20 protein-coding genes are annotated in these 25,975 nt (G+C 50.7%); 10 read left to right on the forward strand and 10 right to left on the reverse strand.

The genetic code is table 11. From position 1 onward, the window contains the following. The first annotated feature begins 3 nt into the window (after positions 1 to 3). Genes BM185_RS06670 through gspN form a run of 3 tightly spaced genes read left to right on the forward strand, consistent with a single transcriptional unit; the run spans position 4 to position 2,368 of the window. Positions 4 to 1,116, forward strand: coding sequence for a type II secretion system protein GspL (locus BM185_RS06670; protein ID WP_091961078.1), 1,113 nt, complete (start codon positions 4 to 6; stop codon positions 1,114 to 1,116). Next, positions 1,113 to 1,550 (forward strand): type II secretion system protein GspM, encoded by a 438-nt coding sequence (gspM, locus tag BM185_RS06675; RefSeq protein WP_091961081.1) that lies wholly within the window; start codon positions 1,113 to 1,115, stop codon positions 1,548 to 1,550. The genes BM185_RS06670 and gspM overlap by 4 nt, the downstream gene beginning before the upstream one ends. After that, a complete protein-coding gene (gspN, locus tag BM185_RS06680) occupies positions 1,547 to 2,368 on the forward strand; it encodes a type II secretion system protein N (RefSeq protein WP_091961083.1) in 822 nt (273 codons plus the stop codon). Before gspM ends, gspN begins: the two co-directional genes overlap by 4 nt. Here the strand turns inward: gspN and BM185_RS06685 are convergent. From BM185_RS06685 to BM185_RS06700, 3 genes are all read right to left on the reverse strand, one after another. After that, positions 2,365 to 3,198, reverse strand: a complete 834-nt coding sequence (locus tag BM185_RS06685) for a class I SAM-dependent methyltransferase (RefSeq protein WP_091961087.1) — start codon at positions 3,196 to 3,198, stop codon at positions 2,365 to 2,367. The two genes, gspN and BM185_RS06685, sit on opposite strands and share 4 nt — an antisense overlap. 1 nt (position 3,199) lies before the next feature. Beyond that, positions 3,200 to 4,657: an NADP-dependent succinate-semialdehyde dehydrogenase gene (gene gabD, locus BM185_RS06690; protein ID WP_091961090.1), complete on the reverse strand. Its 1,458-nt coding sequence runs from the start codon at positions 4,655 to 4,657 to the stop codon at positions 3,200 to 3,202. An 801-nt stretch (positions 4,658 to 5,458) separates the two neighbouring features. Next, positions 5,459 to 5,881, reverse strand: a complete 423-nt coding sequence (locus tag BM185_RS06700) for a hypothetical protein (protein ID WP_091961094.1) — start codon at positions 5,879 to 5,881, stop codon at positions 5,459 to 5,461. Between the two features lie 194 nt (positions 5,882 to 6,075). Between BM185_RS06700 and BM185_RS06705 the strand changes: the two genes are divergently transcribed. Continuing rightward, entirely contained in the window at positions 6,076 to 6,789 is a 714-nt protein-coding gene (locus tag BM185_RS06705; RefSeq protein ID WP_091961097.1) for a response regulator transcription factor, read from the forward strand. Between the two features lie 86 nt (positions 6,790 to 6,875). Beyond that, positions 6,876 to 9,137 carry an arginine/lysine/ornithine decarboxylase gene (locus BM185_RS06710; RefSeq protein ID WP_091961100.1) on the forward strand — a complete coding sequence of 754 codons (2,262 nt, stop codon included), beginning with the start codon at positions 6,876 to 6,878 and terminating at the stop codon, positions 9,135 to 9,137. Positions 9,138 to 9,166: 29 nt separating this feature from the next. Here BM185_RS06710 and cysN read toward each other — a convergent pair whose 3' ends face one another. Beyond that, positions 9,167 to 10,861, reverse strand: a complete 1,695-nt coding sequence (gene cysN / locus BM185_RS06715; protein WP_091961103.1) for a sulfate adenylyltransferase subunit CysN — start codon at positions 10,859 to 10,861, stop codon at positions 9,167 to 9,169. Positions 10,862 to 10,942: 81 nt separating this feature from the next. Further along, a complete protein-coding gene (gene cysD / locus BM185_RS06720) occupies positions 10,943 to 11,860 on the reverse strand; it encodes a sulfate adenylyltransferase subunit CysD (protein WP_091961105.1) in 918 nt (305 codons plus the stop codon). A 346-nt stretch (positions 11,861 to 12,206) separates the two neighbouring features. Here cysD and BM185_RS06725 point away from each other — a divergent pair, with 346 nt between their 5' ends. Beyond that, the gene (locus tag BM185_RS06725) at positions 12,207 to 13,862 is read left to right on the forward strand and encodes a nitrite/sulfite reductase (protein WP_091961108.1); all 1,656 of its coding nucleotides are present in this window, start codon (positions 12,207 to 12,209) and stop codon (positions 13,860 to 13,862) included. Here the strand turns inward: BM185_RS06725 and BM185_RS06730 are convergent. After that, positions 13,834 to 14,712, reverse strand: coding sequence for a DMT family transporter (locus tag BM185_RS06730; RefSeq protein ID WP_091961111.1), 879 nt, complete (start codon positions 14,710 to 14,712; stop codon positions 13,834 to 13,836). The two genes, BM185_RS06725 and BM185_RS06730, sit on opposite strands and share 29 nt — an antisense overlap. 152 nt (positions 14,713 to 14,864) lie before the next feature. On the opposite strand from BM185_RS06730, the gene BM185_RS06735 reads away from it, so the two are divergent. Next, the gene (locus BM185_RS06735) at positions 14,865 to 15,797 is read left to right on the forward strand and encodes a LysR family transcriptional regulator (protein WP_091961113.1); all 933 of its coding nucleotides are present in this window, start codon (positions 14,865 to 14,867) and stop codon (positions 15,795 to 15,797) included. 115 nt (positions 15,798 to 15,912) lie between these two features. After that, positions 15,913 to 17,220 (forward strand): short-chain fatty acid transporter, encoded by a 1,308-nt coding sequence (locus BM185_RS06740; RefSeq protein WP_091961116.1) that lies wholly within the window; start codon positions 15,913 to 15,915, stop codon positions 17,218 to 17,220. Positions 17,221 to 17,243: 23 nt separating this feature from the next. Here the strand turns inward: BM185_RS06740 and cobA are convergent, their stop codons facing one another. The 4 genes from cobA to BM185_RS06760 form a co-directional block, all read right to left on the reverse strand. Beyond that, complete coding sequence (gene cobA, locus BM185_RS06745; protein ID WP_091961119.1) at positions 17,244 to 18,107, reverse strand: uroporphyrinogen-III C-methyltransferase; 864 nt, start codon at positions 18,105 to 18,107, stop codon at positions 17,244 to 17,246. After that, a complete protein-coding gene (locus tag BM185_RS06750; protein WP_091961121.1) occupies positions 18,085 to 20,754 on the reverse strand; it encodes a nitrate reductase in 2,670 nt (889 codons plus the stop codon). The genes cobA and BM185_RS06750 overlap by 23 nt, the downstream gene beginning before the upstream one ends. Positions 20,755 to 20,954: 200 nt before the next feature. Further along, positions 20,955 to 21,809: a nitrate- and nitrite sensing domain-containing protein gene (locus BM185_RS06755; RefSeq protein WP_091961124.1), complete on the reverse strand. Its 855-nt coding sequence runs from the start codon at positions 21,807 to 21,809 to the stop codon at positions 20,955 to 20,957. A gap of 5 nt (positions 21,810 to 21,814) precedes the next feature. Continuing rightward, a complete protein-coding gene (locus BM185_RS06760; protein WP_091961126.1) occupies positions 21,815 to 22,903 on the reverse strand; it encodes a methyl-accepting chemotaxis protein in 1,089 nt (362 codons plus the stop codon). Positions 22,904 to 23,090: 187 nt separating this feature from the next. Between BM185_RS06760 and BM185_RS06765 the strand changes: the two genes are divergently transcribed. Then, the gene (locus BM185_RS06765) at positions 23,091 to 24,329 is read left to right on the forward strand and encodes a nitrate regulatory protein (protein WP_091961129.1); all 1,239 of its coding nucleotides are present in this window, start codon (positions 23,091 to 23,093) and stop codon (positions 24,327 to 24,329) included. A gap of 275 nt (positions 24,330 to 24,604) precedes the next feature. Then, the gene (locus tag BM185_RS06770; protein WP_218149402.1) at positions 24,605 to 25,918 is read left to right on the forward strand and encodes a CmpA/NrtA family ABC transporter substrate-binding protein; all 1,314 of its coding nucleotides are present in this window, start codon (positions 24,605 to 24,607) and stop codon (positions 25,916 to 25,918) included. The last annotated feature ends 57 nt before the right edge of the window (positions 25,919 to 25,975 follow it).

Below are 25,975 nucleotides of genomic sequence, written 5' to 3' on the forward strand. Positions count from 1 at the left end.
AGGATGCAAGGCTTGAAAACTCTGACAATGAAAGCAACCAAACGCCAGGGTCAGCTGCTTGTCCGCCTGGCACTACAGCCGGAAGACGATCAATTCTGGTGGCTGCCTGCGGCTTCAGCAGCTCGTGAGCTGGATGAAGACCAGGCTGCACACCTAAGCCAGCAGTATCCTGCTGAAATCCTGCTGGATGCACGGGGTTTGCGTCTGGATTGGCTGGAATTACCACCGGGCGTCAAAGCCAAGGAAGCAGAACTTTTATTGGAAGATTTGATTTCCCAGCCTTTAGAAGAAGTACAGGTGCTGGTTTTACAGAAAAAAGGCCGGCAACTGCAAACCGCGACCCTGGAAAACAGCCGAGTAGCCGCCTGGCAAGAAAGGGTCGATGAGCTGGGGTTAAAGGTTAAGCGTTGGCTTCCAGAAAATCTGGCTTTTGCCCAGGCTGCTGAAGAAGAGAGCCTGGTGATTGCCGAGAAGGGGCTGGTGTGGCACTACCGCAAGGATTCCGACGAGCTTTTGGTGTTACCTGCGGGGGTGTATCAACAGGCAGGTCTGGGAAGTGAAACTCTGCCCAGTGAAGAGCTTCCCCAGCGCGCCTTGGTTCCTTTTTTGGCTGATCACCTGCCCCCTAAAATCAACCTCTGGCCCACTTCGCCCTTGCAGAATCTTTTACAGCCCCTGCGTCAACTCAAACAGCTGCGTGGCCAGCTGACTTGGGTTTTGCCCTGGGCACTGATTCTAATTTTGATGATGGGTCAGTTGCTCATCCCCGGATTTTCTGGCCAACAACGACAACAAAATGAGCAGTTGGAGCGCTTGAGCCAGGAGCTTATGGGTGAGGCAATACCAGCACGCAATCTCAGGCAGCAGGTTGAAGGGCGTTTGCAAAGAATGCAGAGCCACCGTCAATGGCAAAATGAACGCCTGCAAGCTTGGCAGGCGCTGGAGGCCTTGTTGGCTGATTACCCGCACTTGAAGCTGGAGGCTTTGCAGCTTAATGCGGAAGGGGTTAGTGCCCGCTTAGTGGATGTTGAAGAGGCAGATCAGGCCCGCCTGCGTGCGCTGGCAGGGCAGTGGACCTTTACTGATAACCAAGCACACTGGGAGAAGGCTTTATGACCCGGCTGATCAAAGACTACTGGTCCGGACTGGAGGCCAGAGAGAGGCGTTTGATCCAGTTGGGCGGCCCGATCATTCTGTTGCTGGTTGGCTATTTATTAGTGTGGCAGCCAATACAAGAAAGGCGTGAAGCCAGCTCTACAGGCGTTCAACAAGAAGAAAACCTGGTCGCCTTTTTACAAGGGCTGGGTGGGCAACTGCAACCGATTGAAAGCATGAGTGAACGTCAATGGCAGGCTTTGGCGCAAAGTCAGGGTTTACGTCAGGTTGAGGTAACCGAAGATGCTGGTCGCTGGTTAATCCGTGCCCAGGCCCGCGAACCCCGCCAAGTAGAACGCTTTTTACAAGCTGCAGGGCAACAGGGTTGGCACTGGGATGCAATCGATTTGCAGGGGCGCCCCTTGCAGCTGCAATTGGAGTTACGCCCCTTATGAAATGGATTAAGAAAAGCCTGCCAGGGCTCCTGGTGGTCTTGGCATTTAGCTGGATGTTCCTAATCAGCCTGGTGTATCAGGCCCCGGTTTCCTGGTTGGTGTACCAGGCTCAACAGGGCTGGCTGGCTGAGCACTTACCCGTTGAATCCCGTCAATTGCTTTTACAAATTAATGCTGATGCCTTTGAAGGTCACCTAGGCAAAGGGCAGGCTAACAACCTGCAACTGGCCGCTGGTGAACTGGCTCGCGTGGAGTGGCAGTTGAGCTGGTGGCGCTTGTTGTTTTTGAATCCTGCCCTGCAGGTAGAACTGGGTGAAGAGCCTCTACCCTGGCGGCTTAAGGCCTCTGCCAGTCCTTGGGGAACTTACAAGCTACAGCTGGAAGCCGGCAGCCTAGAAGTTGCTCAAGGGCTGCCCCTGGCCTTCCTGGGGCGTTTGGAAGGCAAGGTGATTGCGCACCTGGCAGTCAATCAGAATCGCTTGGAATGCATTCATCTCCAGGGTGGCTGGCAGGGAGTGGTCCGCTTGCAGAGCCCTATGAGCTTTGATCTGGGACGCGTGAGTCTTCAGCCCTCCTGTCCTAGCGAACAGCAACTGGGCTGGCAGCTTAGCTCTGTTATTCAAAATGAGCATCAGTTGGAGCTGGAAGGTCAGGCGAGTGTTGAACGCTGGTCGTTTACCGCCCAGGCCCAGGTTCACCAAGAGGCTGAGCTAGCGCCTCTCTTGCGAATGCTGGGTTGGCGTGCTCAGGGTGCAATTCAGGAAGGCGAACTGGCACCGGGTCAGCGACTGGAAGCGCGTGGTGGTGGTCGCCTTTAAGTTTTTTGCCAACCAGCTTGAAACAAGCGGACTTTTCCCGTCGCCAGATTATTCATCAGGTTCTTGCCCATCTGCAGAAAACGGGGGCCAAAAATCAGTTGGGGGGTGAGGATTTGCGTTTGTCCTCTGGCTTCACGTTCCGTGTGTTTTTTTCGCCAGGCAAGGGCTTCTTCAGTCACTTCGATTTGGAAAAGAGGCTGAAAGCCGGTTTTTTCCAATAAGGCTGCAAGTTGCTCAGGTGTTTTTAAATAACTCTGGGTGGCTTGCTCAGCCCAGGGCACTGGAAAGTCCAGCGGTTCCAGATTGGTACCCTGTAGGACTTCATGCAGAAGCAGGCGGCCTCCTGGCTTGAGTACCCGGTGGACTTCTTTGAGGCCCAGTTCCAGTTCTGGCAGGTTCATCAGGGTGTGTTGGCACCACACAGCATTAAACTGCTGGTCTTGCAAAGGAAGCTGCTGGGCATTGCAACAGATGAACTCACTGCGCGCATCCAGTCCTGTTGCTTGGCTCAACCAGCGGGCCACTTCAATAAAGGGTGGGGTGATATCCACCCCGACCACTTGAACTCCATATTCAGCTTCCAAGAGCCGACTACTACCACCTGTTCCGCAGCCAAGATCCAAAACCCGGTCACCTGGCTGGAAACCTGCTTCATCAGCCAGTTGACGACTGGCAAGGCGTCCACCAACATGGAGTTGGTCAATCGGGGCCAGCTCTTCCAGAGTCAGCTTATCCGGATTAAGCCCTTCGGCAACTAACGCCTCACGCAAGCGGAGTGCAAGGTGCTGGTCAGCGTAGTGATCAGCCAACTCTTGTGTTGAAGAAGTCATCTTAAACGCTCATGCACAGGTATTTCATTTCCAGGTATTCTTCAATACCGTGGTGGGAACCTTCACGACCCAAGCCAGAGGCTTTGACGCCGCCAAAGGGTGCGATTTCAGTCGAGATAATACCTGTGTTGATGCCAACCATTCCGTACTCCAAGGCTTCGGCGGTTTTCCAGACCCGGCTTAAGTCCTTGGCATAGAAGTAGGCGGCTAGCCCAAACTCGGTATCATTGGCTTGCTGGATCACTTCAGCTTCATCCTTGAATTTGAACAGCGGGGCCAAGGGACCAAAGGTTTCTTCGCTGGCCAGCAGCATGTCTTGGGTTGTACCGGTGATAATCGTCGGACTCATAAAAGTGCCGCCTTTGGGGTGAGCTTCACCACCGGTATGAATTTTGGCACCCTTACTGAGTGCATCTTCAAGGTGACGGTTAACCTTGTCGACAGCCTGCTGATTGATTAAGGGGCCCAGGCTGACCCCTTCCTCAAAGCCATCACCCACCTTCAGCTTTTTGACCGCAGCACTGAGTTTTTCAGTAAAGGCTTCATAGACACCTTCCTGCACATAAATGCGGTTAGCACAAACGCAGGTTTGACCCGCATTACGGTATTTGGACAGCATGGCCCCTTCGACAGCGGCATCCAGGTCGGCATCGTCAAAAACAATAAAGGGAGCATTGCCGCCCAGTTCCAATGAAAGCTTCTTAATGCTGGGCGCGCACTGCTCCATCAGTTTGCTGCCAACCGCAGTGGAGCCGGTAAAGGAAAGCTTGCGCACGGTTGGGTTGGCACAGAGTTCGGCACCCACTTCACGGGACTGCTCGACATCGGCTGGAAGTATATTGAGAATGCCGGCCGGAATGCCCGCACGCTGAGCCAGTTCAGCCAGGGCCAGTGCCGAAAAGGGTGTCTGGGGCGCGGGTTTAACCACCATAGCGCAGCCAGCAGCCAAAGCTGGTGCAACTTTACGTGTAATCATGGCGGCAGGAAAATTCCATGGAGTAATGGCCGCAGCAACGCCGATGGCTTGTTTAATGACCAGAATACGCTTGTCGGGCTGATGACCGGGGAGGGTTTCACCATTGACTCGCTTGGCTTCTTCGGCAAACCATTCAACAAAGGAAGCAGCATAAGCGATTTCACCCTTGGCTTCAGGAAAGGGCTTGCCCTGTTCCAGAGTCATGATGCGGCCCAGGTCTTCCTGGTTTTCCATCATTAAATCAAACCACTTGCGCAGGCAGTTACCTCTTTCCTTGGCGGTCAGGGCTTGCCAGGCAGGCATGGCAGCTTCAGCCGCTTGGATGGCCCGGCGGGTTTCTGCCTGACCGAGGTTGGGAACTTCTCCAATAAGCTCGTTATTGGATGGGTTATAGATTTTTGTGGTGGCACCTGAGTCGGCTTGCGTCCACTCACCGTTAATCCAGGCTTGCTGGCGGAAAAGGCTGGTATCTTTGAGTTGCATGCAAATCTCCTTGAAACTGTTAAAGCGAGTGTAGTCTTAGCGGTGCTTCTATACAAATCAATTGCTTGCAGTCTGGGTTCTTTGCACCTATTAATAGGCGGCCAGCAAACGCTCATGTGCTTGAAGTCCACTAAAACCGGGGGCGGGAGTAAAGCCTTGGAAGGTTTTGCGACCATCAAGCAGTTGTAAGCTGGTTTTGACTTCCTCATATTAAAGCTCAAATCCAACAATTGTTTCTGTAGCGGGTTGAGCCTTGCTTCCAAAGGATTATCCTGTCCTGATGTTGTTAGTTTACTGAGGGATGTGGACATGATTCTGGGCTCAAAAGGAAAGATATGATTTTCAGAATAACAATGGCTTATACAGCTTGCCAGTTGCTTTTAGGAAAGTCACTCGCTTGTCAAGTGTCCACAGGCGTAGTTATTAACTTTTCGTAAAATTCAAGTCCTGTCAATAAGCTTCGCAACCTCTTGGGTAAATAGAATTTTAATTATGGTCATGTCAACCCCTTGCGGAGAGGGTTTTATTTAAAATTGAATAAAATCAATGACTTAAAAAATTAATTGGATTTATTTCAGTAGTTTGAAGGCACCTGTTTTCTGGGTGATGCCTTTTTAATCAATCTGTCATGCGGCTAGCTATTATGGGAAACAGAGGCTGTTGCCACAGGTTTTTTAACAGATCTATCCACAGGAACTGTGCATAACTTGGGGTGAAATAAAAGGCAAAAAAAAGAGAGCAGGTTAGCTGCTCTCTCAGTGCAAATAAGGACGCACTCAAGTCAATCGACGTAGGAAAAAATTACCACCCGCTTGCTGTCGCCATAGTGAAAGCAGGTGTTTGATAGATTTCAGCGGCCAAGCGCACCCCCGGGTCCGAATCTGTCAGCAACTGGTGCGCAAATTGAGGCTCTAAATCCTGGCGCTTGGCCAGGGTTAAGCGTACTGCTGCTTCCGGATCGTCAAGCAGTTGCTGAAAGCCAGCAAAGCTTAAATCACCCTTCTTGGCAATCATCAAGCGGACTTTGGGGTCCGCATGCTGAGTTAATTCGTCAGCCAGATCCTGGGGTAGGCTCTTGTTCTGAGCCAAAGTGAAAGCCAGGTGAGGATGATTTTTCAGGATGCTGCGCCAGGTTTCAGGCCTTGCAGGCAGACTGAGTGCCAGCTGCTGCTTGAGCTGCTCTTTACTTTCAAGGAGTTCAAGAAGTTGTTTGCTGGTGACCATCTAGCCTCCGCAAGCCTGCCAATTTATTAGACTAAAGTTTAGCATCTCTGTAGTAATACTACAAGTGGATTTTTTTGTCTGTTTCTTAGGTCTAGATCATCCATCAGGGGGACAAGTTGTCCAGTATTTCTGACAGCATTTTTTTCAAAATGTATTAAGTTTTAGTTATTGTTAATATATCAGGAGTTAATGGAATGACAGTTCATAAATATCAACGTGTGCTTTTGGTTGATTCGCGGCCTGACTTTCGTCAGCAACTCGTCCGTTGTTTGGCTCAGGAAGGAATGGTTGCTGATTTGGCTGCAAATGCTCGTGAAATGTTTATGCTTTGGGACTATCAGCGTTATGACCTGATTTTTTTGGGTGAATTGACTGATGAAAGTAACCTGGTGGTGCTGCGCAAACTGCGCCAACGTGACCAGCTTTTGGTGATTGTTCAGGAAGACTTGGAACAGGATAAACATCGTCTGGCTGCTCTGGAGATGGGCGCCAATGATGTTGTTGATGCAAATGCCTCTTGTATGGAAATTCTGTTAAGAATGCGCAATCTGCTAAACCTTTGTTTACGCTTGCAAAGCCGTTCTGACAAAACGACTCAGAAAATCTGGTCCTTCGGCAATTGGACTCTAGAGGAAGGTCGGCGTGTGTTGAAAAACAATAAAGGTAAAGAGTTGCTATTAACGCGGGCTGAGTTTGATCTTCTGCTGGCTTTGTTAAAAGCGGATAGTAAACCCTTGTCGAAAATGCAGCTTAGTGATGCAGTGGGGCGGGGTAATCTGGATACCAGTCCTGAAACCATAGCGGTATTGATTCATCGACTGCGCAAAAAGCTGGGCTGTAAGCAGGTTATTCAAACCCTTTCGGGGGTTGGTTACCGTGTGCCTGAATGTGAACTGGCGATCCAGTAAATTTTGTATTTTCTTCTGGTCAAGGCAGGGGGGATCAGTTAGATTGCGCAGTTTGTCCATCCTGCTTCAGGAGGTGTGCTGCGCCCATGAAATTTCGCTTCCCCGTCGTCGTCGTTGATGAAGACTTTCGTTCTGAGAATATCTCAGGTTCAGGTATCCGAGATCTTGCTGAAGCGGTCAGTAAAGAAGGCATGGAGGTTGTAGGCTACACCAGCTATGGTGATCTCACGGCTTTTGCGCAGCAGGCAAGTCGGGCTTCTTGTTTTATCGTTTCGATTGATGATGAAGAGTTTGCTGAGCAGCCAGATGGGGTGGATGAAGCCCTGGAACAAATCGGAAGCTTTATCCGCGAAGTGCGCAAGCGCAATGAAGATATTCCTATTTTCCTCTATGGTGAAACCCGTACCTCACGGCATATTCCCAATTCCATTCTGCGCGAGCTACACGGCTTTATTCATATGTTTGAGGATACGCCGGAGTTTGTCGCCCGGCATATCATCCGTGAAGCCAAAAAATATCTGGAAGCTCTGGCTCCGCCTTTTTTCAATGCGCTGATGGACTACGCCAGTGACTCCTCCTATTCCTGGCATTGCCCTGGGCATTCGGGTGGTGTCGCCTTTCTAAAAAGCCCGGTCGGCCAAATGTTCCACCAGTTTTTTGGTGAGAATATGCTGCGTGCCGATGTTTGTAATGCCGTCGATGAACTGGGTCAGCTGTTGGATCATACCGGCCCGGTCGCTGACAGTGAGCATAACGCCGCGCGTATCTTTGGTTGTGACCACCTGTTTTTTGTCACCAATGGCACCTCCACCTCCAACAAGGTGGTCTGGCATTCCACGGTCGCGCCGGGGGATATCGTGGTGGTGGATCGCAACTGCCACAAATCCATTCTGCATTCGATCATCATGACCGGCGCCATCCCGGTGTTCCTGATGCCAACGCGCAATCACTACGGCATTATCGGCCCCATTCCCAAGAGTGAGTTCACCGCCGAGGCGCTGGAACGCAAGATTGCTGAGAACCCCTTTGCCCGCAATGCCGTGAATAAAAAACCGCGTATTCTGACCATCACCCAGTCGACCTATGACGGGGTGCTGTATAACGTTGAAGAAATCAAAAAGGTGCTGGGCAATCGCATTGATACCCTGCATTTTGATGAGGCCTGGTTGCCCCATGCAGCCTTCCATGATTTCTACAAGGACATGCACGCCATTGGGGCTGATCGCCCACGTTCCGAAGAAACTCTGGTGTTTGCTACCCAGTCCACCCACAAGCTGCTGGCGGGTTTGTCGCAGGCCTCGCAGATACTGGTCCAGGACAGCCAGACCCGCAAGCTGGATCGCTATCGCTTCAATGAATCCTATTTGATGCACTCTTCGACCAGCCCCCAGTATGCAATTATTGCCTCCTGTGATGTGGCTGCAGCCATGATGGAAGAGCCGGGTGGTCGTGCGCTGGTGGAAGAGTCAATTCATGAAGCCATTGATTTTCGCCGTGCCATGCGCAAGGTGGATGAAGAGTTTGGTGCCGACGACTGGTGGTTCAAGGTATGGGGTCCGGATCACCTGACCGAAGAAGAAGGTATTGGTGACCGCGATGACTGGATTATTCATTCCGGAGATACCTGGCATGGTTTTGGTGATATCGAAACCGGCTTTAATATGCTTGATCCCATCAAGTCGACCATTATCACGCCTGGCCTGGATGTGCAGGGCAAGTTTGATGAGCAGGGCATACCGGCGGCCATTGTCAGCAAATACCTGGCCGAGCATGGCATTATCATTGAAAAAACAGGCCTCTACTCCTTCTTTATCATGTTCACCATCGGTATCACCAAGGGCCGTTGGAATTCCATGGTCACTGAGTTGCAGCAGTTCAAGGATGACTATGATCGCAATCGCCCGCTGTGGCGGGTGATGCCGGAGTTTGTTGGCAAGCACCCTCAGTACGAAAAAACCGGGCTGCGAGATCTCTGCGATGCCATCCACCAGGTCTATCGTGAATACGACCTGGCACGGCTGACTACCGATATGTACCTGTCAAAAATTGAACCAGCGATGCTGCCTGCCGATGCCTGGGCGAAGATGGCGCACCGTCAGATCGAACGCTGCCCGATTGATGAGCTGGAAGGTCGTATCACCGCCATGCTGGTGACGCCCTATCCACCAGGCATTCCGCTACTGATTCCTGGTGAACGCTTCAACGCCAGTATCCTGCGTTACCTGCAATTTGTCCGCGATTTCAACCAGCGCTTCCCCGGTTTTGAAACCGATGTGCATGGTCTAGTGCATGAAGAAGTGGAGGGTGTGGAAGGCTACTTTATCGATGTGGTGAAGGAAGAGGGTTAACAAAAGGCCCCTTCCCTGGGGCCTGGTGATTAAATCGCTCCGCTATCCCTGAGTTGGTTGAAGATTGCCTGGGCTGCGTTATCAGCTTCCAGCTTCAGGGGTGTTTCCAGCCCGCTGATTTGCGCCTGAAGGCCGGGTTGATCCGAGGCGCTGGCGGTGAGTAGCAAAAGCCCTTTGCTGAGTAACAGCTGCTCCAGTGCAGGCTGTTGGCGGGCTAGTTCCTGGCTGAGTTCCTCGTCTGTCAGCAGCAGGGGCAGGCGTCCGCGGTCAAACAGCAGGCGCTCCAGCTGTTGCAGCACTTCTCTGCGCAGCCGTGCATCATCACCACTAAGTTCAATCTTGACGGCCTTTTGCCCCAGGCGCGCAGCTCTTTCTTCTGCGGTAACGGGTTGCTGGTTGGCAACTCGGGAAGCAGCATCCTGCCCAGCTGTTTGTACCATACCCGCCGCAGCGGTGGCCTGGTTGAAGCGATCAACCAGAATAAAGCTGCCGGTGTTGGGCAGTTCGGCATAGGCATCCGCAGCCAGGGGTTTTTCCAGTTGAATTTCCACCCGGGCAATTTCATTGAGCTCCAGGCTGGCGGTTGGCTGGCGCTCCAGGGTGTTGACCTGAGTTTTGTAGTGCAAAGCCGTAACCTGGGCATTGACCTGGTTGGGGCCCAGTTTCAGCAGATAGGTTTTGCCAGGCACTAGGGGTTCTTCAGCCATCCAAACCAGTTCCGCTTCGAAGCGTTCCAGTATGCGTGGCTCCTCACCTGTGCGTACCAGCAGGTCACCACGGGAAATATCAATTTCATCTTCAAGGGTCAGGGTAACGGCCATGGGTGCATAGGCTCTTTCCAGTTCCCCTTCGTAGGTGACGATGGATTGCACGCGGCTGGTTTTTCCTGAAGGCAGCGCGGTAATCGAGTCGCCCGGCTTAACTTCCCCGGAAGCCAGGGTGCCGCAGTAACCCCGAAAGTTGAGGTGAGGGCGGTTGACGTATTGAACCGGAAAACGCAGCGGTTGGTGGCTGGTGTCTTCCCGGGTATCGACACTTTCCAGTAGCTCCATTAGGGGCTGACCGGAATACCAGCTCATTGCCTCTGAAGGCGTTACCACGTTGTCACCCTTGAGGGCCGACAGGGGCACAAAATGCACTTCGGGTACATTCAGGCCATCAGTGAATTTCAGGTAGTCTTCACGAATCTGGTTGAAGGTTTCTTCACTATAATCCACCAGATCCATCTTGTTGATGGCGACCACCAGATGCTTGATGCCCAGTAAGGAAACCAGATAGGTGTGGCGGCAGGTCTGAACCTGAACCCCTTGGCGGGCATCAATCAGGATAATCGCCAGCTCACAGTTGGAGGCACCGGTGACCATATTGCGGGTGTACTGCTCATGGCCGGGGGTGTCGGCAATAATGAATTTGCGTCGAGTAGTGGAAAAGTAGCGGTAGGCCACATCAATGGTAATGCCCTGCTCGCGCTCTGCTTGCAGGCCATCCACCAGCAATGCCAGGTCAATATCCTCGCCTGTGGTGCCGCTGGTTTTGCTGTCTTTTTCCAGGGCTTCCAGTTGATCCTCATAGATCATCTTGCTGTCATGCAGCAGACGACCGATCAGGGTGGACTTACCATCATCGACACTGCCGCAGGTTAAAAGGCGCAGCAGTTGCTTGTCTTCATGCTGTTTAAGGTAAGCATGGATATCTTCGGCTATCAGTTCTGACTGGTGTGACATCTTAATTCCTCGGGCTAGTCATCATGAGTCTGAATTCATCGCTTGCGGAGCAAGCTCCCACAGGGGCAATCATTAGGCTCATTAGAAATAGCCCTCCATCTTCTTCTGCTCCATGGAGCCGCGGGCATCCTTGTCAATCATGCGGCCCTGACGTTCGGAGGTGGTGGTTAGCAGCATTTCCTGAATAATATCGGGCAGGGTGGCTGCTTCGGATTCAATAGCGCCTGTTAAGGGGTAACAGCCCAGGGTGCGGAAGCGCACCTTTTTCATTTGTGGGGTTTCGCCGGGCTCCAGCGGTAGGCGGTCGTCATCAACCATAATCCAGGTGCCATCTCTTTCGACAACCGGGCGCTCTGCAGCGTAGTAAAGAGGTACGATGGGCAGGATTTCCAGCCAGATGTATTGCCAGATATCCAGTTCCGTCCAGTTGGACAAGGGGAAGACACGAATACTTTCACCCTTTGTGACCTGGGTGTTGTAGGTATTCCACAGCTCCGGGCGTTGGTTTTTGGGATCCCAGCGGTGGTTTTTATCGCGGAAAGAGAAAATACGCTCCTTGGCACGGGACTTTTCTTCATCCCGCCGGGCACCACCAAAGGCGGCATCAAAGCCGTATTTGTTCAAGGCCTGCTTGAGGCTCTGGGTTTTCATGATATCCGTGTGCAGTGCGGAACCGTGAACCATGGGGTTGATGTTCATATCCACACCTTCCTGGTTAATATGCACCAGCAGCTCCATACCCGCTTCCTTGGCCATGCGGTTGCGAAACTCAATCATCTCCCGGAATTTCCAGGTGGTATCCACGTGCAAAAGCGGGAAGGGCGGTGTGCCTGGTGCAAAAGCCTTGCGGGCCAGATGCAACATCACTGTGGAATCCTTGCCGACCGAATAGAGCATCACCGGATTATCAAAACTGGCGGCAACTTCACGGATGATGTGAATACTTTCCGCTTCCAGTTGCTTGAGATGGGTAAGCCGCTCAGGTGCTGGCTGGGGCATGCGATAAACTCCTGTTGATTCTGAATGCCAGCCAGTATGCCTTGGGTTAATCCAAACCAAAAAGAATATCTAGGAATTTTGTAATGCTCTTTTGGGATATCGGGGCTTTTCTTCTGGTTATATCAAAATGATCATTAAGTATTTTATGCTATAAGAGATAGGAGTTACCCTTGCCAGCATTATTAGCTGAGAAGCTGCTTTGGCTCGGTCTTGTTGATCAGGACGCGTAAATACGTCCGTGTAAGCTCTGGCAACAACTTCCTGTTGTTGACAGCCTGATCATTCAAGACTCTCACCCACAGCTGGCCTCAGCACTCAATATTCAAGATGAAGGTGGCCTAGCCCTATGTACACGTATAACCAAGTCGATCAACAGCTGGTGGATGAGCGGGTTGCTCAGTACCGTGACCAGACACGCCGTTATCTAGCCGGTGATTTGCCGGAGGAGGAGTTTCTGGCCCTGCGGCTGATGAATGGGCTTTATGTTCAACGTCAGGCACCGATGCTGCGGGTGGCGATTCCTTACGGTACTTTTTCTGCCACTCAGATGCGCGCCTTTGCTCATATCGCTCGTACCTGGGACAAGGGTTATGGTCATTTCACCACCCGCACCAATATTCAGTTTAATTGGCCAAAGCTGGAAGAGGTGCCGGATATTCTGGCTGAATTAGCCAAAGTGCAGATGCATGCCATTCAGACTTCAGGCAACTGTATCCGTAACACCACCACTGACCCTCTGGCGGGGGTCGCAGCTGATGAGGTGGAAGACCCACGCCCCTGGTGTGAGTTGATTCGCCAGTGGTCGACGCTGCATCCTGAGTTTGCTTATCTACCGCGCAAGTTCAAGATTGCCGTCAGTGGTGGCCCTAAAGATCGTGCTTCAGCCCGAGTCCATGATATCGGCCTAGAGCTGGTTCGTAATGCCGCAGGCGAAACCGGTTTTAAAGTCCTGGTGGGTGGTGGCCTGGGTCGTACCCCTTTTATTGGCAAGGTGATTCGTGACTACCTGGAACCGGAAGAGCTGTTTAGTTATCTGGAAGCCATCCTACGGATCTACAACCTGAAAGGCCGTCGTGATAACAAATACAAGGCACGCATCAAAATACTGGTTGCTGCTTTGGGTATTGATGAGTTTCGTCGCTTGGTTGAAAAGGAATGGCAGCATCTTAAAGGAGGTGAGCTGCGCCTGACCCAGGAGCGGATAGATGAAATCAAGGCTCACTTCCAGCCTTTTGAGTATGCCGCTGAAGCAGCCGAGGATCGTAGTCTGCAACAGGCGCTGGATACCAGCGAAGATTTTCGGGTTTGGTATCAACAAAATACCCAGGAGCACAAGGTAGCGGGTTATCGGGTGGTGCATTTATCTCTGAAACCCCTGCTGGGCGCACCCGGAGATATTACTGAGCAGCAGATGGATGTGGTGGCTGATCTGGCCGATGCCTTTAGTTTTGGTGAAATTCGTGCTACCCAGGATCAGAACCTGGTGTTGACCGATGTGCAGCAAAAGGATCTCTATGCACTCTGGCAGCGTCTTCAGGATGCTCAGCTGGCGCGCGCCAACATCAATACCCTGACCGACATGATTGTCTGCCCGGGCTTTGATTTCTGTAACCTGGCCAATGCCCGTACTCTGAATATTGCCGATGAAATCAATCAGGCCTTCGAAGACCTGGATTACCTGCATGATCTGGGCGATATCCAGTTGAACATGTCGGGCTGTATTAATGCCTGTGCTCACCACCATATCGGCCATATCGGGATTCTGGGCGTCGATAAGAAGGGTGAGGACTGGTATCAGATTACCCTGGGTGGTAGTGCCACAGAAAATGCCAAGTTGGGTAAGGTGCTAGGCCGGGCTGTGCCTGCTGACCAGGTGCCCGCGACCCTGCGGACACTGCTGGAAACCTACCTGGAACTGCGTGAAGAAGGTGAAAGCTTTGTCCAGGCCTATGAGCGTGTGGGCATCGAACCTTTCAAGAAAGCGGTTTATCAGCCAGCTTAAAGGAGTGCCTGGTGCGCTGTCGCCAGGCGATCAGTAGCAGCGGGATGACAATCATGCTGCTGCCGATGACAAACCAGAGATCGGGCACTTCTGCAAAGAACATCCAGCCCAGGGCCACCGCCCAGATCAGGCCAGTGTATTCAGCACTGGTCACCTGGTTGGCATCGACCTGTTGATAGGCCAAAAGCACGGTGATGTTGTAACCCAGAATAAAAACTGATGAAGCCAGGGCATAGACCAGCAACTGAGGGTTCCAACCAGCCCCTTCCCACCAGGCCAAGACCGCTGCGGTGGGCAGGATCAGCAAATACCCCAGGAAAAGCTTGTGAACCGTGCTTTGTGTTTTGGGCAGTTTGCGAACCAACACGGCACTAATCGCCAGGGCAAAGGCTGAGCCTAGTGCAGCCAGTGCGGCCCAGTTCACTTCCACGGGTCGTAAAATGACCAGAATACCCAAGAAGCCACTAACTACAGCCAAAAAACTCAGGGCTGACAATCTTTCCTTGAAAAATACTACTGACAAAAGCATCACCAGCAAGGGCGCTGCATAAAAAATAGCATTGGCGGTGGCCAGGGGCAGATGCATCAAGGCCAGTACCATGCAGAGAATACCGCCCAGATGAATATGAGCTCTTAGTGTGTGCAGCTTCCAGCCGGTAAAAAGCTCTGAAGAGTTAATCTTTTTAAATAGAGGTAAAAGCACCAGCAGGGTGAAGAGGCAACGCAAAAAGGCAAACTGGAAAATAGGGGTGCCCGGCTCCAGCAGCTTGATCACGACATCAGAAAGAATCGCCAGCGCATTACCTAAAATGAGTAAGAAGATGGCACTGTTGACGGTTTTTCCTGACATAAAAAACTCCTTGAAATAGTTGATATCCAGATGATTATTTTGATTTTTTGATCAATTAAAGGCTTTCTCTGTGAAAGGGTGTTGACTAGCTTAAGCGGGTTTCTTTATCTGATAAAATGATCTTTTGTTGCCATCCATTAGAAAATTAGATAATGAAATTGCCACCCTTGAAATCTCTACCGGTTTTTGAAGCTGTCGCTCGCTTGAACAGCTTTTCGCTGGCTGCTGAAGAGTTGTCGATTACCCAGAGTGCAGTCAGTCATCAGATCAAACAGTTGGAAACCTACCTGGGGGAGCCCTTGTTTTTACGCAGTGGTCGTCACCTGCGTTTGACGGAGGAAGGTCGGCAGTATCAGGAAGCGGTCACTTCATCCTTGATGCAGTTGGAAAAAGCCAGTAGTCGACTCTTAGGTCAGGAAAAGGCGCGCCTTCGTTTGAGTGTTTACAGTTCTTTTGCTGTGCGCTGGTTGGTGCCACGTCTGCCGGACTTGCAGTCTTCTTGCCCCCAGGTAGAACTGTCTTTGGAAATGACCGGTGAAAACCCAGTGCTCTCGGACCGGGTCGGGGACTGCTTTATCACCATCCAAAAAACCTCACCGGCTTTTGATTACGAGCTTTTGTATGAAGAACAGCTCTTTCCGGTAGTCAGTCAGGATTACTGGCACCGGATGCAACGCGAGCTGCAGCTGACTTCCTCTGATGCCCGGCTGACAGCAGACGACCTGCTGCGCTACCCGCTGCTATCCACCCACAGTATCTACCAGCGTGCAGCGGGTGATTGGCAAGCCTGGTTTGCGGCTTTAGGGAAGGAGCTGCCTGCCCAGGCTCACCTTCAACACTTCAGTCATATGTTGTTGGCCTTGGAAGCGGCCCGTTTCCATCAGGGGGTCGCCCTGACCAATGACTATATGCTCAGCAACCGCAAGGATGCTGATGACTTTGTTCGTCTGCCTTGTCATGCCGTGGCAACCGGGGATCACTTCTACTTCGCTTGGAAGCAGGCCCGGCGCCAGGAAACAGGTATTCAACTGTTCAGGCGTTGGTTGGTTGAGCAGGCGATTCAATCAGGTTTGCGATCCGGGTAGTGGCTTTCCTTATCTTATATCTTGCAGTTAATTTGTTCTTATGCTTTAGTCGCAGTTGCAAGACACTAATGTTCCATGCTCTTGAATAACAACAATATAAATAAGGATAATAGCCATGTTAAGTCGTGTTGCACAACCCTTCGTACGCGTTGTTGAGCGTTATCTTCCTGATCCTTACATCTTTGTACTCCTGCTGACTTTGGTTGCTTTTGTTGCAGCGGTACTTGTTGAAAGTAAAACCCCAATGGACGTTGTTCAGATGTGGGGTAACGGTTTTTGGGGTCTTTTGACCTTTTCCATGCAGATGCTGCTGGTTTTGCTGACGGGTTTCATGTTGGCCAGTACGCCTTTGATCAAAGGGGTTTTGGTCCGAATTGCACGCCTGGCGAAATCACCTGGGCAGGCCATTATTCTGGTCACCCTGGTGTCTTTGATGGCTAGCTGGATTAACTGGGGGTTTGGCCTGGTTATCGGTGCTCTTTTTGCACGCCAGTTGGCGAAGGTCATTAAGGTGGATTACCGGTTGTTGGTTGCCAGTGCCTACTCAGGTTTTATCGTTTGGCACGGTGGTCTGGCAGGCTCAGTACCCTTGACCATAGCGACACCTGGCCACTTCACTGAAGATCGCATAGGGATCATAGGTACAGGCGATACAATTTTTGCTTTCTTCAACCTGGCTATCGTTGTGGCACTGTTTATTGCTGTGCCGCTGGTTAATCGTCTGATGATGCCGGAAGAAAAGGATCGGGTTTATGTTGATGAGTCCAAACTGATTGATGAGCCGGAAATGGACACTGAAATTACCCGACCTGCAGAGCACTTGGAAAACAGCCGTACCTTGGCTTGGTTAGTTGGTTTTGCTGGCTTGGCTTATATGGTTCACTATTTTGTGAATAGCGGTACTCTGAACCTGAATGTGGTGAATTTCACCTTTCTGTTCTTGGCCATTATTCTTCACCAAACGCCAAGACGTTTGTTGAACTGCCTTCAGGAAGCCATTAAAGGTGGCGCGGGCATAGTGATTCAGTTTCCTTTTTATGCCGGGATCATGGCCATCATGATTGAATCAGGTCTGGCGCAAACCATCTCTTCAGGTTTCGTAGCCATTGCCAGTGAAACCAGCTTGCCTTTCTGGAGCTTTATCAGTGCCGGCTTACTCAATATCTTTGTGCCTTCAGGTGGCGGCCAATGGGCTGTTCAGGCACCCGTTATGTTGCCTGCCGCAGAGGCACTGGGTGCTGATGTTGCCCGAGTGGCCATGGCTGTTGCCTGGGGTGACGCCTGGACCAACCTGTTACAGCCTTTCTGGGCTTTGCCCATGCTGGCTATTGCTGGTCTTAAGGCAAAAGACATTATGGGCTTTTGTCTGGTTCAACTCTTTATCACCGGTATTATCATCAGCCTGGGTCTGGTCTTTTTCTAAGAATCAAACAGCAGCCCTGAATTTCAGGGCTGCTGTACAACCTCTTCACTTAATAATTGCCCGGTGCTTTGCAACTGCCTGACAACCTGGCCGACGTAAATCAGGGTCGGGGCCTTTAGGCCTACTTGTCGGGCACAGTCAGGCATGGCTTTTAGATTGGTTAGAAATTGGCGTTGGTCTTTAAGGGTGCCTTTTTCCACAAACAGAACCGGCCAGTCTTCGGGTAGGCCATAACGCATCAGTTGCTGACTGATTTCATCGACCTTGGATAGCCCCATATAAAACACTAGGGTCTCATCCCGACGAGCCAATTCGGCCCAGTTAATCGGGCGTTCATCACAGGAGTGAGCCGTGACCAGCCGTAAACTGGGAGCAATGCGCCTTTCTGTTAAAGAAAAACCTGCCTGGGCAGCACAGCCAGCCGCAGCGGTAATTCCGGGAACCAGTTGCCACTGAATACCGGCCTGTTTCAGGGTGTCTACTTCTTCGGTTAAGCGTCCGAAAATCAGGGGATCACCGCCTTTCAGGCGTACCACCTGCAAGCCTTGTTGGGCTAGTTCAACCAATAACTGGTTGATTTCTTGTTGAGAGCGGGAGTGCTGGCCTTTGCGTTTACCAACATAAATTTTGCGGATAGTCGATGGAATCTCACCCAATAACTCCTGGCTGACCAGGGCATCATAAACGATGACTTCTGCACTGAGCAGAAGCTTCCAACCCTTGCGGGTGATCAAATCAGGGTCACCAGGGCCAGCACCCACCAGGGCTACTTCACCGAGCTTTTTCTTCTTGGCGGGCTGCTCAGTTGGAGCCGAGGCTTTTTCCAGCAGGCTGCTCCAGTGAAAAAAGTCGAGATTCAGGGGTTTAAACAAGTTCAGTGATGCCATGGGGCACCTCCTGTTCAATAAGTGATTTGATTTCCGGCAAACAAGAGCCGCAATTGGTGCCACAAGACAGGCTTTGACCGAGAAGTTCGGGCGTATCCTGGCCTTCAGAGATGGCTTGTTTGATTTGGTTGGCAGAAACTTGAAAGCAACTGCAAATGAGCTGGTCTTCAGCCTGGTGTTCAGAAGGGGTGAAGAGGGCTTGCCTTGCTTCGGGTGAAAGACTGCTGCTGGCAAACTGCTGATCAATTTCCTTGATGGCCAGTTGGGGGCGTTCCCGACTGACCGCTAGCACCCAGGCAAGCTGTCCCTGATCAAAACCGGCAGCCCGGAAGGGGCCTTCCTGAGAGGTTTGTAAGTGCATCTGTGGGCGTTGCCCCAGGGTTTCCTCACACCAGCCGCTCCAGTCTTCAACGGCCTGGCTACCCGCAAACACATAGCTATGGCTATTGGTTAGGGGCTGTTCAGCCAGATAAGTGGCGGGTAAAGGTTTTTTCAGTGGCTGGGCAACCAATAGCTGGGCTTGCCAGCTGGTTTTCAAGGCTTCCAGCTGAACTCGGCCCTGCTTGGATTCAGGTTGCCCGGATACGGGATCACAGATCTGTTCGATCAACTGATTGCAAAGCCCTTTGCCAGTAAACTGACGATTCCAGTGCATGGGAAGAAAAATCTCACCGGGTCTCTGGCCTTCACTAAAACGCACACGCCCGAGATACTCGCCCTGGGGGTGACTGACTCTGGCCAGGCCTTGATCTTGCAGGCCAACTTGAGCGGCATCTTCAGGGTGAACTTCAATAAAGGGTTCACTGCGATGTTGCATCAAGGCCGCTGAACGTCCGGTACGTGTCATGCTATGCCACTGATCACGAATGCGCCCGGTGTTTAAACGGAAAGGATAGGCTGGGTCCAGTTTTTGCTCGGGTGGTCGGGATTGAATGCTAAGAAACTGAGCACGTTGGCTGGCAGTGAAAAATTTGCCCTGGGTAAAAAGGCGCTCAGTGCCCAGAGGGTTGGATGAGTTGACGGGCCACTGTACGGGCTGCAGGCTTTCATAAGCCTGGTCGGTTAAGTGCTGCAAACCGCTGATATCAAAGCAGCGCTGGCCTTGATTCTTGAACCCGGAAAGCGCGGCGTGTTCACGAAAAATAGCCGCAGGTGACTGATAGTTGAAAGCTTCTCCATGGCCCAGGGCTTTTGCAACCTGGCAGAGGATTTGCCAGTCATGGCGGGCTTCACCTGGAGCTGGTAAAAAGCCACGTTGGCGGGAAATCCGTCTTTCTGAATTGGTGACTGTGCCATTTTTTTCTGACCAGGTGGTAGCTGGCAGAGCTATATCGGCAAACTCCATTGTATCCGTTTCTGCCATGGCCTCAGACACAATAACCAGCTCACATTTTTCCAGTGCTTCGCGAACAAATTGGCTATCCGGCAGGCTGACCAGCGGGTTGGTACCCTGAATCCAAATGGCTTTAATGTCACCTCGGTGAATGGCTTTAAAAAGGTCCAGGGCCTTATAACCTTCCTGACGGGCCATTCTGGGTGCCTGCCAGAACTCTTCGACCAGAGTAACTTCTTCACTGGAAAACCCCATATGAGCGGCCAATTGATTGGCCAGGCCGCCTACTTCACGACCGCCCATGGCATTGGGCTGTCCGGTTAGGGAAAAAGGCGTGCTGCCAGGTTTTCCAACTCGTCCAGTGGCCAGATGGCAGTTAATTAGGGCATTGACCTTGTCAGTACCGCTGCTGGATTGGTTGACACCCTGGGAAAAAAGGGTGACGGTTTTGGGTGTTTCTGCAAACCAGTTAAAAAAGGTCATTAGTTGGTGTTCGGGAACATCCAGTTGGCTGGCAACTGTCTTGAGATCAGCGGCTTCGGCCAGAGCCGTCAAAAGGCTGTCCGTGAAATGGTCAGTGGAATTGCAAATAAACTCATGATCCAGGTATTGGTTTTCAGCCAAGTGCACCAGAAGGGCATTGAACAACAAAGAATCGGTGCCTGGCTTTAAAGCGAGATGGAGATCCGCCAGGTCACAGGTGGCTGTACGCCGTGGATCAATAACAACCACTTTTAATTCAGGCCGCTCCTGTTTCGCGGCTTGAATGCGTTGATAGAGTACCGGATGATTCCAGGCTGCATTGGATCCGACTAACACCAGTAGATCTGCCAGTTCCAGGTCTTCATAACAGCCAGGCACGGCATCTGCCCCGAAAGCCCGCTTGTGACCAGCAACGGTGGAAGCCATACAGAGTCTGGAGTTGGTATCGACGTGGCTGCTACCAATAAAGCCTTTCATCAACTTATTGGCGACATAATAGTCTTCGGTCAGCAATTGACCTGACAGGTAAAAAGCCACGCTTTCCGGGCCATGACGGTCAATAATTCCTTGTAACCCCTCGGCTGCGCTCTTAACTGCTTGATCCCAGCTCACCCGTTGACCGGCAACCTGTGGATAGAGCAGGCGTCCTGCATGGCCGCCTGTTTCTGGAAGCTTGCTGCCCTTGATGCAAAGACGCCCCAGGTTGGCAGAATGGCGTTGATCACCTGTAGTAGCGATCAAGTCATTACCCTGGATGCTGGCCTGAACACCGCAGCCCACGCCGCAGTAAGGGCAGGTTGTGGAAACTTTGCGTTTTGCTTGCTTATTCATTTTCTGTAACCCAAAAAAAAGCCTGCAACCCTCCTAAGGCGGAAGGTTGCAGGCAGCGTTGCCTGACAAGTCAATCAGTTGGTCGTTTCTACTTTAAAACTAAGCAATTTTGATGCCATTAATTTTAGTTCTTAAAAATCAGTGCCTTAATGTATCTTTATGCTTGGTGCTAAAGAAAGTATGCACTCTTGTAAGGCATTTCAAGTGCGTGCGCTTGTTTGTAGCGCTTCAAGGCTGGAATCAACCAGTGAAAACAGCTGATCAATGGCCTGAGTGGCCTGTTGAAAGTAAACACGGGCGCTCGTTTTGGGTTCCTCATCAGCCAAGAGGTCCTGTTCGATACAGTGCAGAAATTGATTAACGCTGGCCTGACAGCGTCCCAGGCTAAAGCTTCTACCTAAATCGGACTGCTGAAGTGTTGCGAAAGCCTGGCCGGAAAGCTCCTGAATCTTGTGGTAAAGAAATCGCAAACGAATACGTTGTTCGGCACTGCTTTTATGGGCGGCAGCGATGCCCGTACCCAGGGCTCTGGCTTGCCCTGCCCACTCTGCAGCCTGGATTACGTCTTGCCATATACAGGTTAAAAAGGCCAGGTTGCTATCTTCCCCAGTCAGATCCAGGTTGATGGCTAAATCCTGTAATAAAAAGATGCTGTTACGTATGATCAGATGGTGCTGGGCAAGGTTGTTTTCCGCCTGCTGGATACGACCTTCACGTAATCGGGACCAGTGATCAAAAAGATTATTCCAAGAATCCTGATGAGAGTTAACGCGCTTTTTGGCTTCTTGAATCTGCTGATCCAGCTTTCTTCGGGTGGCATCCAGATCACCTTGCAGGCTGGCATCACCGGATAAAAGACCATTACTTAAACCCCGATGGCGCTGTAGGCCGGCAATAATTTCACGTAGCTTACCCAACTGTTGTAAACGCAGCTGTTTGAGTTGCTGAGTCTGCCTCAGGCGTAGTTGATGTAAAAAAATAAACAGGCTGAACAAGAAAAAGCTACTGGCAAGCAAAACCAGTAACAGGGCGTAATGAGTGATAAATGCAAACATAAGACTTAACCTGTTAGGTGGCTGAGATGACGGGCAATAGATCGGGTTTGATCGGCGGCTTGCTTATTATTGTGATTACCTTCTTTGACCTGATCCGCCAGGGCCGCAATTTCAGTTACGGCATGACTTTGTTGTTCTGTGCTGGCTGCAACCTGAACAACCTGATCTGAAAGCTGATGGGTTTTGTGGCTAACACCTTCCAAGCGTTGGCGTAAAAACTCTGATTTTTCTGAACTGGCTTGAGCCTGCTGACTAAGGCGGTCCATACGTTCAGTGGCTTGACTGATTTGTTGCTGAACTTCCGTGATGGTGCGACTGATTTCACTGGCTGAATCCTGGCTGTTTTGGGCTAATTGACGTACTTCATCAGCAACCACAGCGAAACCCCGGCCAGCCTCGCCCGCTCTGGCTGCCTCAATAGCGGCATTTAAAGCCAGGAGATTGGTTTGATCGGCAATCTCGTGAATGACACGAGTCACATCATTAATGACCTGAGAACTGCTATAAAGCTGGTGAATCTGCTGGTTGCTTTGCTGGGCCGCTTCGGCAACCTCTGAGAACTGTTCGACCAGTTCAAGCAACTGCTGGTTGGTAGCCAGAAGTTCATGCTCAGCTTCATGGCTGGCTTGACGTGATTCGCTCGCCAAGCTTGCCACCTGAAGAATGCTGACATTCAATTCTTCAATGGCGGCTGCTGCGGTTGCCGCAGCCTGACTTTGTTTGTCTGCACTGCTAGTTACCACTACCGCACTGGATTCGAGCTCATCGGATGCATGCGAAATTTCATCCAGCCTTTGTTGTAGTAACTGTTGCTGGCGCTTTTCCTGAATCAGCTGGTTCTGAATCCCTTCGGCCAGCCAAGCTAGTAACTGGTTTTTAGAAGGAGCGAGCAGGTTCTTGGTTTCCTGGTTGATAAGCTGCAAGTAAGCCAGGCTAAAGTAGCCCAGCAGCACTGCAAAGCCAGTGGTTAGGGCCAGTGGAGCCAGATGCAAGGTCATCAGCAGCAAGGCCCAACTTAAAGCTTTAAGTACTAAAAGTTGACTGAGGCTTAAGCGTCCCAGCAGCAGTAGGGCAGGGTAGAGTGTCCAGTGCATCTTGATAACCTCGGTGTTTAAATAAAAAAAATGCCTCTAACAGCTGCCCGTAGGTCGCTGGTAGAGGCATCTTTGCCTGTGGCTTGAATAAATTGTTGTAAGGCTAGACGCAAAAAGAATGCCAGAAGGAACAGTACTTGCTACTTATCTGATGATTCGAGCAAATGAATAAGGCGGATAATTAAGGATGACCAGTACACGTAACCATCTAGCCAGGCACTATTTATTGGCTGCTAAACACTGTGAAATCCATGGCCTTGAGTATCTGGGTGTAACCTGTGAGTTGGTGGCTTATATCAGCCAACTGGTTCATGCCTTGCAAAAAGAGCGAGGGCTTTCCAATGTGTTTCTTGCGTCACAAGGGAGCCACTTTGGTCAGCAGCGCACTGAACAGGTGCAGAATTCTTTGGAGAAGGAAAACCAACTGGATCAGTTCTTAGAGGAGTTGCATCCAGAAAAGTGTCAGGACAACGGCCGCGTCAGGCAGTTTATTCGCATTACAGCTGTTCTTCAGGAATTGGACCAGCTGCCTCGCCTACGTCAAAAAATTATTGAGCAGCGTTTGCAGCCCGAAGAGTCCACCGCCACCTTCACGCATTTGATCGGTGGTTTACTGTCGATTGTTTTTGAAGCCGCAGATGCTTCAGCCGATCCTGAAATTACCGGCCACCTGGTTGCCATGTTCAACTTTATGCAAGGTAAGGAGCTGGCGGGGCAGGAAAGGGCCTGGGGTGCCAGTGGTTTTGCAGCGGGTCACTTTACTGAAGAAAACCAACAACGCCTCTGTCATCTTGTTGAAGGTCAGGAAAAATGCTTTGACCTCTTTGAACAGTTTGCAGATCAGGATTCACTTCAGGCCTGGCAGCAACTACTGGAAGCCACTGCCCATAAAGAATTGCTCCGTTTGCGGCAGGTCGTCAAAAAATCAGGTAAAGATGAAGGGATTCCATCTAGTTTCAGTGAAGTCTGGTATGAGGTTGCAACTAGCCGTATCGATACTATGAAAACCATTGAAGATCAGCTAGCCGCCACCCTAAAAAAACTTTCTGAATGTCGTATACAAAAAGCCAGGATTGACCTTAAGAACCACCAGGAACTCCTGGACCAACTGGCCCAAGAACCGACGGATGCGCCTTCTTCTTTATGGGTGGAAGGTCAAATGAGTGGTGTGGGGCGTTCACTCTGTGAATTGGTACAAACTCAGGCCCAGCATCTGCAACAGGTGCAGGACCAGCTACACGAAGCGCGCCAAGCCCTGGAGGAGCGCAAGCTGGTGGAACGTGCCAAAGGCTTATTGATGCAGCATCGTCGCGTTACAGAAGAACAGGCCTATCGCCAGCTACGTAAAACTGCGATGGAACAAAATCGGCGTCTGGTTGAAGTGGCAGAAAGAGTGATCGGTACTGTTGAGTTACTCCAGGGTTAGAGATCAAAAATGCGCTCTTATGTTCCATTTAAAAACCAGTGTGCACTGCAACAGCGCTTAAAAAGCAATAGGGCTGCAAGGCGGGGTAAAGCAGTTTTTTATTTTAAGCTGATGATTTTTAATAGTAATTAAACGCTTTTGTATTTCTGGCATGGTTTCTGCTTGATAGTAAATGAACAATTTAAGAACGGACAACGGCGTCCACTTCCTACTGCCCTAAAGCAGCTGCTGGAAGTGACGCCGTTTTTTTATGTGTACTGAGCAGAGGTGCCCCAATGAGCAAATCCAATTTTTCTAATGACATGAAATCTTCTCCCGATACAAGCCGTCGACGTTTTATAGGCGGCATGGCAGGTCTTGCCGGAGCGGGTCTGCTGAGTGGCTTGGCTCCAGGCAGCCTAGGGTCTTTACAAGCCTCTGGTAATGCACTGGAAACAACTTCAGCAAAACTTGGTTTTATTGCCTTGACCGATGCTGCCCCCTTGTTCGTTGCTTTAGAAAAGGGTTTTTTTGCTAAACACGGCATGACCGACGTTGAGGTGCTTAAGCAATCCTCCTGGGGAACAACCCGAGACAACCTGGTTTTGGGTTCAGGAAGCGGTGGGATAGATGGCGGTCATATTTTGACATCCATGCCTTACATCATTACTCAGTCTGGGTTACGCAACGACGTTTCTATCAATATCGTGGCGCGCCTTAATCTTGCTGGCCAATGCATTTCGGTAGGCAATGAATACAGTGATCTAAAAGTCGGTACAGACACCAGCCAATTTGCTAAAGCTCTTGCAGATAAAAGAGCGGGTGGTGATGAGGTTCGTGCCGCGATGACTTTCCCCGGCGGAACCCATGATCTTTGGATTCGTTACTGGATGGCTGCTGGTGGTATTAACCCTGATCGTGATATTGCCACGATAACTGTTCCTCCTGCGCAAATGGTTGCCAATATGCGGGTTGGCAGTATGGATACCTTTTGTGTATGCGAACCTTGGAACATGCAGCTGATTAATCAAAACATTGGCTACACAGCAAACACTACAGGTGAGCTGTGGCATAACCATCCTGAAAAAGCGCTTTGCCTGCGCTCTGATTATATTGAAGCTAACCCCAATGCAACTAAAGCCTTGGTCATGGCTGTAATGGAAGCCCAGATGTACTGTGAAGAACCTGAAAACAAGGAAGAAGTTGCTCGTATCTGCTCACGTCGTCGTTGGATTCATGCGCCTTTTGACGACATTATCGATCGTATGAAAGGTAACTTTGATTATGGTAATGGTCGTATTGTTGAAGACCATCCAGACCAAATGCGTTACTGGAAAGATCAAGCTTCCTATCCCTTCCAGAGTCATGATCTTTGGTTCCTGATAGAAAATCAGCGTTGGGGAATTTTACCAAAAAACATGGATACCCAAGCACTCATCCAGAAAGTAAACAGAGAAGATATCTGGCGTGAAGCAGCAGCAAGTTTGGGTATCGATAGTTCAGCTATTCCTGATTCAACATCTCGTGGTGTTGAAACCTTCTTTGATGGCAAAAAATTTGATCCAGAAAACCCTCAGGCTTATCTAGAAAGTCTTGAAATTAAAGTTTAATTATTTATTGTATTAGAGGTTAATAGTTATGAGTTCTAAAAGTGATCATAATTCTGC

Origin of the sequence: Marinospirillum celere (genome assembly GCF_900112235.1) — a bacterium.
In the GTDB taxonomy this organism is placed as follows: Bacteria; Pseudomonadota; Gammaproteobacteria; order Pseudomonadales; family Halomonadaceae; genus Marinospirillum; species Marinospirillum celere.